Here is an 11,484-nt window from a genome sequence, read left to right as displayed (position 1 = left end):
GGTGGTCTGCTGAGGGGCTGCTGTTTTTCGCTGGGCGGGTTGATGAGCAGGTCAAGATTCGTGGGTTCCGTATCGAGCCCGGTGAGGTCGAGGCCGTTCTCGTCTCTCATCCGGAGGTGTCGCAGTCCGTCGTCGTGGCACGCGAGGACCGCCCCGGCGACAAGCGGCTCGTCGCCTACGTCGTCGCCGCAGAAGGCGGTGTCGAGGCCGACGCCGTACGGGAGTTCGCCGCCACCCGGCTGCCCGAGCACATGGTCCCCGCCATCGTCGTCGTCCTCGACGCGCTGCCCCTCACCCCCAACGGCAAGCTGGACCGCAAGGCCCTTCCCGCCCCGGAGGCGTCTGGAGATCCTGCCGGCCGCGCGCCCGCGACTCCGCTTGAAGGGCGGCTTTGCGGCCTGTTCGCCGGTGTCCTCGGCGTGGAGCGCGTCGGCGCCGACGACTCGTTCTTCGCACTCGGCGGCGACTCCATCCGCTCGATGCTGCTGGTGTCCGCGGCCCAGCGGGCCGGTCTGTCGTTCACCTCGCGCCAGGTTTTCCAGCTCCGCACGCCTGCCCGGCTCGCCGCGGTCGCGGACTCAGCGGCCGACACGGCCGACGCTCCCGACGCGCCGCTCGTCGACATGGCGCCGGAAGCGCTGGACGAGCTGTCGGCGGCCGTTCCCGGGCTGGTGGAGGTGCTGCCGGTATCACCGCTGCAGCAAGGGCTGTTGTTCCACGCGGTGTACGACGAGCAGGCCGCCGACGTTTACATCGGACAGCTCGTCCTCGGCGTGGACGGGCCGCTCGACGCCGCCGTTCTGCGGGTGTCGTGGCAGGCGCTGCTTGCCCGCCACGCCAGTCTGCGCGCCGGGTTCCGGCATCTGCCCGGAGTGACCGGTCCCGTGCAGGTCGTGGTCGAGGACGTCGAACTGCCGTGGCGCGAGGAGGATCTCTCGGGCCTGGGGGCCGCCGAGGCGTGGGCGGCGTCGGAGCGGATCGCGGACGCCGAGCGCCGGCGGCGGTTCGACCTGGCGCGCCCGCCGCTGCTGCGGGTGGCGTTGCTGCGGCTCGGCGCGGAGCGCTACCGGATGGTGATCACCCTTCATCACATCGCCCTCGACGGCTGGTCGGTGCCCATCCTGCGGCGCGAGCTGTGGGCCTGCTATGGGGCAGGGGGCAGCGCAGCCGGTCTGCCGCCCGTGACGCCGTACCGCGACTACCTCACCTGGCTCGCCCGCCGGGACCGGCCTGCCGCCGAGGAGGCATGGCGCCAGGCCCTGGCCGGCGTCGAGGAGCCGACCCTCGTGGCGCCCGCCGACCGCGACGGCACGGACGCCCCCTCGCGGGATCTCGTACGCAGCGCCGGTCCCGCGCTGGACGAGGCGCTGGCCGTGCTGGTCCGCGCGCATGGCGTGACGCTCAACACCGTGATCGTGACGGCCTGGGCGATGGTCGTGGGCCAGCTCGCGGGCCGCAGTGACGTGGTCCTGGGCGCCGCGGTCGCCGGCCGCCCCGCGGAGCTGCCGGGCATGGAGCACATGCTGGGGCTGTTCCTCAACACGGTTCCGGTACGGGTGCGGCTGGACCCGGCGCGGTCCGTCGGGGATCTCCTGACCGACGTGCAGGCGCAGCAGGCGGCGCTGATGGATCACCAGCACCTGGGCCTCGCCGACATCCAGCGGCTCGCCGGGCCCGGCGCGACCTTCGACACCGTGATGGCGTTCGAGAACTTCCCTTCCGGGGCGGACACCGTCACCGATCCGCACGCCTCCTCCTGCCCGGCCCCGGCGGGGCTGCAGTTCACCGAGGCCACGGTGTGGGGTGAGACGAACTACCCCCTCACCCTCGTCGCCGACCCCACCGGCGGGCTGCGGCTGAAGCTGAGCCACCGGCTCGGCTACTTCGACGCCGCCGCCGCCGGCGCCGTCCTCGACCGGCTGGTACACGTCCTGGAGCAGATGGCGACCGGTCCCGGGCTGCCCCTCGGCCGGCTCGACGTCCTCGACCGCCCCGAGCGGGCGCGTGTGCTGCGGGACTTCAACGACACCGCCAAGCCGCTCGCCCCGGGTTCCCTGCCGGAGCTGGTGGGCGAACGGGCCGCGTGCAGCGCGGAGGCTGTCGCGCTGGTCGACGGCGACCGGGAGTGGACCTACGCGGAGCTGAACGAGGCCGCGGACAGGGTGGCCGGCGGGCTCGCCGGGCACGGTGTGCGGCGCGGCGATCTCGTCGGCGTGGTGATGGAGCGGTCCGCGGAGCTGGTGATCGTGCTCCTCGGCATCGTCAAAGCCGGTGCCGGGTACGTCCCGGTGGCCGGCGACTGGCCGGCGGCGCGCAGTGAGCCGGCGCTCGGACGCACCGTGCTGATCGTGGCGGACGGACCGTTGGACACCCGCGCGGCGCCGGTCGTCCGCGCCGGGGCACTGCTCTCCTCTGCCGCCGCCGGCCCCGCGCTCGCCGGCCCCGACGACGTGGCGTACGTGATGTACACCTCGGGCTCGACCGGGCTGCCCAAGGGCGTGGAGGTCACGCACGGCGACGTGGCGGCCCTCGCGCGCGACCGCCGCTTCCGCCGGGGGCACGAGCGGGTCCTCTTCCACTCCCCGCAGACCTTCGACGCGGCCACGTACGAGCTGTGGGCGCCGTTGCTGACCGGGGGCCGGGTCGTCGTCGCCCCGCCCGGTGCGATGACGCCCCTGCGGCTCAGGGACCTGATCCATCGGCACGGCATCTCCGCGATGTGGCTGACGGCGGCGCTGTTCCATCTGTTCGCGCAGGACGACCCGGAGTGCCTGGCCGGGCTGCGCGAGGTGTGGACCGGCGGTGACGCCGTGCAGGCGGAGGCGGTGCGCCGGGTGCGGGCGGCGTGCCCGGAGCTGGTGATCGTGGACGGGTACGGGCCGACCGAGACGACGACGTTCGCGACCGCGCACCGCATGGAACCCGGCGCGCCCGTCCCGCCCTCCGTGCCGATCGGCGGGCCCCTCGACAACATGCGGCTGTACGTGCTGGACGGCTTCCTGCGGCCGGTGCCCGCCGGGATCGTCGGCGAGCTGTACATCGCCGGCGCCGGCCTGGCCCGTGGCTACGCGGACCGCCCGGAGCTGACGGCGGAGCGGTTCGTGGCCTGCCCGTTCGCGCCGGGGGAGCGGATGTACCGCTCGGGTGACCTGGTGCGCTGGACCCGCAGGGGCGTGCTGGAGTTCACCGGCCGGGCGGACGCGCAGGTCAAGGTGCGCGGCTTCCGGGTGGAGCCGGGTGAGATCGAGGCGGTGCTCGCCGGCCACGGGGCGGTCGGGCAGGCGGTGGTCGTCGCCCGCGAGGACCGGCCGGGCGACAGGCGGCTCGTGGGCTACGTCGTCGCGGACGGCGGGCGGCGCGTCGCCGGGGAGGCGCTGCGCGCGTACGCGGCGGAGCTGCTGCCGGAGTTCATGGTGCCGGCCGCGGTGCTGGTGCTCGACGCGCTGCCGGTGACGGCGAACGGGAAGGTGGACCGCAAGGCACTGCCCGCCCCGGACTTCGCCGGCCGGGCGACCGGCCGGGCGCCGCGGGGTTCGGCGGAGACCGCGCTGTGCGCGATGTTCGCCGAGGTGCTCGGGCTGGCGCGGGTCGGCGCGGACGACAGCTTCCTGGAGCTGGGCGGCGATTCGATCACGTCCATGCAACTGGCGTCCCGGGCCCGCAAGGCGGGTTACGTGCTGACGCCGCGTCAGGTCTTCGAGGAGCGGACCCCCGAGCGGCTGGCGGTGGCCCTGCACGCCGCGGCATCCGAGGGCGACGCGACGGCCGGCCACGGTGACGGGGACGGTGACCCGGGTGGGGGCGAGGTGCCGTGGACGCCGGTGATGCGGTGGATCGGCGCGGGCGTCGCCGACGCCGGCTTCACGCAGTGGACGGTCGTCGGCGCCCCGGCGGGGCTGGGGCGGAAGGCGCTGGCGGGCGGCGTGGCCGCCGTGCTGGACGCACACGACATGCTGCGCGCCCGTACCGTCCCGTCCGGCATGCACCCCCGCCTCGTCGTCCCCGGGCCCGGCTCGCTCGACGCCGCCGTGCTGATCACCCGTATCGACGCCACCGGTGTGCCGGACGGCGCGCTCGACGAGACCGCCGGCCGGGCGGCGGCCGAGGCGGCGGCCGGTCTGGACCCCGCGGTGGGAGCCGGGATGCTGCGGGTGGTGTGGCTCGACGCGGGCCCGTACCGCACCGGCCGCATCGCGCTCGTCGTCCACCACCTCGCGGTCGACGGCGTGTCCTGGCGCATCCTGCTGCCCGATCTTCAGCACGCCTGCGAGGCGGCCGGCGCGGGACGGCAGCCCCGCCTCCACCCCGTGCCGACGTCGTTTCGCCGCTGGGCGCGCGCACTCATCGCCCAGGCCGCGGGCGAGACCCGCCAGGCGGAGCTGGAGCAGTGGACGAAGCTGCTGGTCGAGCCCGAGCCGCTGATCGGCCGGCGGGCACTCGACCCGGCCGCCGACACCGCGCGCACCCAGCGCCGCGCGTCGTGGACCGTGCCCGCGGAGCAGGCCGCCGCCCTCCTCACCCGTACGCCCACCGCGTACCACTGCGGTGTGCACGAGGTTCTGCTCGCCACCTTCGCCGCCGCCGTCGTGCACTGGCGCCCCGGCGGGCACCCGGCGCTCCTCGTGGACATGGAGGGCCACGGCCGGGAGGAGATCGACGGCCTCGACCCGTCGCAGACGGTGGGCTGGTTCACCGCGGTCCACCCGGTGCGGCTCGATCTCGGCGGCATCGACCTGGACGAGGCCCGCTGCGGCGGCCCGGCCGCGGGCGCGCTGCTGAAGTCCGTCAAGGAGCAGGCGCAGGCCGTGCCCGGTGACGGCCTCGGCCACGGCCTGCTGCGGCACCTCAACCCGGAGACGGCCGAGGTGCTGGCCGCGCTGCCCGCACCCCAGGCCGGCTTCAACTACCTGGGCCGCTTCACCGCCGGGGGCCGCGCCGGCCGCGTCGAGGCGTGGCAGCCGGCCGGGGAGACCGCGGTCGCAGGCTCCGCCGCACCCGGGACGGCGATCACCCACGTGCTGGAGGCCAACCCCGTGGTCCGCGACACCCCCGCGTGCCCCGAGGTCACCCTCGCGCTCGCCTGGGCCGGCGGGGTCCTGGACCGGACGGAGGCCGAACGCCTCGGCCGTACCTGGCTGGACATGCTCGCCGGCCTCGCCGCGCACACCGGGGACCCGGCGGCCGGCGGGCACACCCCCTCCGACTTCCCCCTCCTGGACCTCGGCCAGGACGAGATCGACCAGTTCGAAGCGATCGCGGCGAAGCTCCAAGGAGGACTGAGCAGGTGAACCCGCCAGCCGTCGCCAGGGGATCCGCCCTGGCAGAGATGTGGCCCCTCTCGCCGCTGCAGGAAGGGCTGCTGTTCCACGCCGGCCTCGACACCGACGGCGCCGGCGTCTACACCGTGCAGTTCATGCTCGACGTGGACGGTCCGCTCGACCACGGGCGCTTCCGCGCCGCCTGGGCCGGACTGCTCACCCGCCACCCGGCGCTGCGCGCCAGCTTCCACCGGCGCCCTTCCGGCGAGGCGGTCCAGCTCGTCACCCACGAGGTCGCGCTGCCGTGGCGGGAGGCGGACCTGTCCGCGCTGCCCAAGCCCGACGCGCTCGCCGAGACCCAGGCGCTGGCCGACGCGGAGCGCGCCCGGCCCCTCGACCTTGAGGCGCCCCCGCTGCTGCGGCTGCTGCTCGTCCGCCTCGGCGGGGAGCGGCACCGGCTCGTGGTGACGACCCATCACATCCTGCTCGACGGCTGGTCGATGCCGATCCTGCTGCGCGAGCTGGCGGCGGTGTACGAGGCGGGCGGCGACCTGTCGCTGCTCAAGCCCGCCCCCTCCTACGGCCAGTACCTCACATGGCTGCGCCGCCAGGACAAGGGCCGGGCGCTGGCCGCCTGGCGCGCCGAGCTGGCCGGAGCCGACGAGCCGACGCTCGTCGTACCGCCGGAGGCGCTCGACGGCCCCGTGGTGCCCGGGCGCGTGCGCTTCACCCTCGGTGCGGAGCTGTCCGCGGACGTCGCGGAGCTGGCGCGGGCCCGCGGCCTGACGGTCAACACCGTGGTGCAGGGCGCCTGGGCGCTGGTTCTGGCCCGGCTCACCGGCCGCGACGACGTCGTCTTCGGCGCCACCGCCGCCGGCCGCCCGCCCGAACTGCCCGGCGTCGAGTCCATGGTCGGCCTGTTCATCAACACGCTGCCCGTCCGTGTCCGGCTCGACCCCGCCCGCCCCGCGGCGGAACTCCTCGCCGACCTCCAGCGGCGCCAGGTCGCTCTGATGGCGCACCAGCACATCGGACTGCCCGATGTGCAGAAGCTCGCCGGCCACGGCGCCACGTTCGACACCCTCGTCGTCTACGAGAACTACCCCCTGACATCCGCCGAGTCCGACGACCCCGAGGCGCTGTCCCTCCGCTTCGCCGGTGAACCCCAGGACGCCGGCCACTACCCGCTGACGCTCATCGTCTGGCCCGGCGAGCAACTGCGGGCCGAGCTCTTCTACCGGCGCGACGTGATCGAGCCCGGTCGGGCGCAGACCGTCACCGCGTCGTTCGTGCGGGTGCTGGAGCAGCTCGCGGCGGACCCGGCCGCGCCCGTCGGCCGCCTCGACGCCGTCGACGTGCGGCGGCGCGCGCTGGTCACCACCGGCTGGAACGACACCGCGGCGCCCCTGCCCGGGCCGCTGGCACCCGAGGCGTTCGGTGCGCGGGCCGGGAGGTCGCCGGATGCGGTGGCGGTGGTGGCCGGCGGCGAGTCGTTGTCGTACGGAGAGCTGGGGAATCGTGCGGGCCGGCTGGCGCGGTACCTGGTGACGCTGGGGGTGGGGCCCGAGGTCCGGGTGGCGGTGGTCGCGGAGCGGTCGGCGGCGCTGGTGGAGGCGCTGCTCGGGGTGTCGCTGGCCGGGGGTGTGTTCGTTCCGGTGGACCCGGACTATCCGGCCGAGCGGCTGGCGTTCGTGCTGGGCGACGCCGACCCGGCGGTGGTCCTGTGCACGTCGGCGACCCGGGAGCTCCTCCCGGACGGAGCGCGCACCGTGGTGGTGGACGATCCGGTCGTCGCCGCCGCGGTCGCCTCCTTCCCGGGCGGTGTGCCGCGGGCGGGAGAGCTGTGCGGTCCGCTGACGGCGGATCACGCCGCGTACGTCATCTACACCTCCGGCTCCACCGGCACCCCCAAAGGCGTCGTCGCCTCCCACCGCGGCCTGCGCAACCTCGTCGCCGACCGCGTCACGCAGTACGGGCTCGGCCCGGACAGCCGCGTCCTGCAACTGCTGTCGCCGAGCTTCGACGTCTCGATGAGCGACATCTGGCCGGTGCTCTGCGCCGGCGGCCGGCTCGTGCTCGCCCCGGCCCGGCTCGACCTCTCCGGCGACGAGCTGGCCCGGCTGATGCGCGACGAGCGTGTCACGTACGTCGCCACCACCCCGACCCTGCTCACCGAAGTCCCGCCCGCCGGCCTGCCGGACCTGCGCAGCGTCGTCCTCGGCGGCGAGCCCGGATCGCGCGAGCTGCGCCGGCGGTGGCTGGCCGGCCGCGAGCTGTTCAACGAGTACGGCGTCACCGAAGCGACCGTCGCCTCCACCCTCGGCCGGATCCGCGACACCCGCTCCACCCCGCCGATCGGCACTCCCCTCACCAACTCCCGGGCGTACGCGCTGGATGCGTTCCTCCAGCCCGTACCACCCGGGGTGGCGGGCGAGCTGTACCTGGCCGGGGCCGGCGTCGCCAGGGGCTACCTGGGACGGCCGGCGATGACCGCGGAGCGGTTCGTGGCCTGCCCGTTCGCGCCCGGCGAGCGGATGTACCGCACCGGCGACCTCGTCCATTGGACCGACGACGGCGAGCTGGTCTTCGCCGGCCGCGCCGACGAGCAGGTCAAGGTCCGCGGTCACCGCATCGAGCTGGGCGAGATCGAGGCCGCCCTGCGGCAGTTCCCGGGAGTCGCCGAGGCAGTGGTCGTCGCGCGCGGCGACGGCCTCGGTGACAAGCGGCTCGTGGGCTACATCGTCGCGGACGGGGCGGACGTCGACCCCGGACGGGCCCGCGCACATGCGGCGGCCACACTGCCCGACTACATGGTTCCGGCCGCGGTGCTCGTGCTGGCCGGGCTGCCGCGTACGACCAGCGGAAAAATCGACAGGGCCGCGCTGCCCGCACCGGACTTCGCCGGGCACGCCACCGGCCGTCCCCCCGAGGGCGAGACGGAGACCGCGCTGTGCGCGCTCTTCGCCGAGGTGCTGGGCGTGGAACGGGTCGGCGCGGACGACGACTTCTTCGCGCTCGGCGGCGACTCCATCACCTCGATGCAGCTCGCCTCCCGTGCCCGCCGCGCCGGCCTCCTGGTCACACCCCGGCAGATCTTCGACGAGCGGACGCCCGGGCGCCTGGCAGTCCCCGCCGTCCGCTCCCCGGGGACGTCGGCGGCGGCCGACGACGCGGACGGCGGCGTCGGCGACGTGCCGTGGACACCGGTGATGCACCGGCTCGGGGCACGGACCGCGGACCGGGAGTTCGCGCAGTGGATGATCGTCGGCGCCCCCGCGGGCCTCGGGCATGACGCCCTCACCGGCGGCATCGGCGCGCTGCTGGATACCCACCACGTGCTCCGGGCCAGAACGGACCTGTCGGACGAGAGGGCCCCCCGGCTCGTCGTGGGCCAACGGGGCTCGGTGGACCCGGCCGGCCGCGTGAGCCGTATCGACGCCACGGACGCCGACGACCTCGATCGCCTTGCCGAGCAGGCCGCGAGAGCGGCCGTCAACCGGCTGGACCCGGCGAACGGCGTCATGGTCCATGCCGTGTGGCTCGACGCCGGACCCTCCCGGGTGGGGCGGATCGTGCTCCTCGTCCACCATCTGGTGGTCGACGGCGTGTCGTGGCGGATCCTGCTGCCCGACCTGCGGGCCGCCTGCGAGGCGGTGGGCGAGGGGCGCAAGCCGGAGCTGGAGCCGGTGGCGACGTCGTTCCGGCGCTGGTCGCGGGAGCTGGCCGCCCAGGCCGGAGAGCCGGAGCGTACGGCGGAAGCCGCCGCGTGGGCCGACCTCCTCGGCGCGGCGGAGCCGCCGCTGGGCACGCGCGCGCTCGACCCGGCCCACGACACCGCGGCGACCCTGCGTTCGCGCACCTGGACCGTGCCCGCCGAGCAGGCCGGCACACTGACGGGCCGCACGCCCGCCGCGTTCCACTGCGGCGTCGAGGAGGTGCTGCTCGCCACGCTCGCCGGAGCCGTCGCGGGACGGCGCCCCGGAAGCTGCGAAAGCGTCCTCGTCGACATCGAAGGCCACGGCCGCGAACCGGCGGGGGACCTCGATCTGTCCCGCACAGTGGGCTGGTTCACCAGCACCAGGCCCGTACGCACCTCGCTGTCCGGGATCGACCTCGACGGCGTACGTGCGGGCGGGGCGGCTGCGGGTGCGCTGCTCAAAGCAGTGAAAGAGCAGGCGCGCGCCGTCCCCGGGGACGGGCTGGGCCACGGTCTGCTGCGCCACCTCAACGCCGGGACGGCCGGGGCGATGGCGGCCTTGCCGGAGCCTCAGATCGGCTTCAACTACCTCGGCCGGTTCCCCGTCGGCAACCCCGCGGGACCGGTCGATGCCTGGCAGCTCGCGGGCGGCACCGCGGTCGGCGGCTCCGTGGACCCCGGTCTGCCGCTGGCCCACGCGCTGGAGGCGAGCGCCGCCGTCCGCGACACCGAGGCCGGGCCCGAGCTGACGGTCACCCTCTCGTGGGCCGGCGGCCTTCTGGACGACGCGGACGCCGAACGGCTGGGCGCGGCCTGGCTGGAACTGCTGGCCGGACTCGCCGCCCACACCGAGGAGGACCCGGCCGCCGGCGGGCACACGCCCTCCGACTTCCCCCTCCTCGCCCTCACCCAGGACTCCGTCGAGGAACTGGAAGCGGCCGTGCCCGCCCCCGCGGACATCTGGCCGCTGTCACCGCTGCAGGAAGGCATGCTCTTCCACGCCACGTACGACGACGACAGCCCCGACGTCTACAAGAGCCAGCGCATCCTGGCGCTCGACGGGCCCCTGGACACGCGGCGGCTGCGCGCCGCCTGGGAGACGGTCCTCGCCCGCCACACCGCGCTGCGTGCGAGCTTCCACCGGCCGGCATCGGGAGAAGCGGTGCAGATCGTCCGGCGTGACGTGCCGTTGCCCTGGCGGGAAGCGGACCTGTCGGGCGCGGGGGAGGCCGTGCCGGACGCGGTGGAACGGCTGGCGGCACAGGAGCGGGAACAGCCGATGGACCTGGGGCGGGCCCCGCTGCTGCGGATCCTGCTGATCCGCCTCGGCGACCGCGCGCACCGGATGGTCATCACCAGCCACCACATCCTGGCCGACGGCTGGTCGATGCCGGTCGTCTTCAACGAGGTTTCCGAGGTGTACGCGGCAGGAGGCACCGACTCCGGCCGTGGCCCCGCCCCCTCGTACCGCACCTATCTGGAGTGGCTGGGCCGTCAGGACAAGGCGGCGGCGCGGGCGGCGTGGCGGGCGGAGCTGGCCGGCGCGGACGGGCCGACGCTCGTCGCTCCCGCCGACCCGGGGCGAAAACCCGTCGTGCCGGAGGAGTGTCTGGTCGCGCTCACGGACGAGGTGACGGCTGCGCTGGGTGCATGGGCGCGTGGGCGGGGGTTGACGGTCAACACGGTGGTGCAGGGTGCGTGGGCGTTGGTGTTGGCGCGGTTGGCGGGGCGCTCGGATGTGGTGTTCGGGGCGACGGTCGCGGGTCGTCCGGCGGAGTTGCCGGGTGTCGAGTCGATGGTGGGGTTGTTCATCAATACGTTGCCGGTGCGGGTGAGGCTGGACGGTGGGCAGCGGGTTGCGGAGATGCTCGCTGAACTGCAGGGCCGGCAGTCGGCGTTGACGGGACACCAGCACCTGGGCCTCCAGGAGATCCAGAAGCTCTGCGGAGCCGGTGCGACCTTCGACACCCTCGTCGTCTACGAGAACTACCCGCGCCCGCCCGGGGAGACCGCGGACCCCGGCGCACTGTCCATCGACGTCCTGGACTCCCGCGAAGCGACCAACTACCCGCTGACGCTCGGCGTCGATGCGGCAGACCACCTCGAAGTCCGGGTGACGTATCGGCCGGATCTGTTCGCGGCGTGTGAGGCGGAGGGGCTGGCGCGGCGGTTGGTGCGGGTGCTGGAGCAGGTGGTGGCGGAGCCGTCGCTGCGGGTGGGGGACGTGGACGTGCTGCTGGCCGGGGAGCGGGCGTTGGTGGTGTCGGGGTGGAACGCCGCGGAGTCGGCGGTGCCGGAGGGGTCGGTGCTGGACTGGTTCGAGGAGTGGGTGCGGCGGGCGCCGCAGGCGGTGGCGGTGCGGTGTGGGGCGGAGACGCTGTCGTATGCCGCGTTGGATGGGCGGGCGAATCGGTTGGCGCGGTATGTGCGGCGGTGTGGTGTGGGTCGGGAGTCGCGGGTGGGGCTGTGTGTGCCGCGTGGTGTGGAGATGGTCGTGGGGATGCTGGCGGTGTGGAAGGCGGGGGGTGC

2 protein-coding genes are annotated in these 11,484 nt (G+C 74.9%); both read left to right on the top strand.

What is annotated here, in order from left to right:
• Positions 1 to 5,288 (top strand): non-ribosomal peptide synthetase (locus I003_RS0128035; protein ID WP_027774522.1); only part of this gene is annotated, 5,288 nt, incomplete at its 5' end.
• The coding region (locus I003_RS33515; protein ID WP_158689033.1) for a non-ribosomal peptide synthetase at positions 5,285 to 11,484 on the top strand (6,200 nt) is incomplete at its 3' end. The genes I003_RS0128035 and I003_RS33515, both read left to right, overlap by 4 nt.

The organism is Streptomyces sp. CNQ329 (assembly GCF_000482585.1).
Note: the sequence above shows the minus strand (reverse complement) of the source record. Positions and strands in the feature narration are given on the sequence as shown.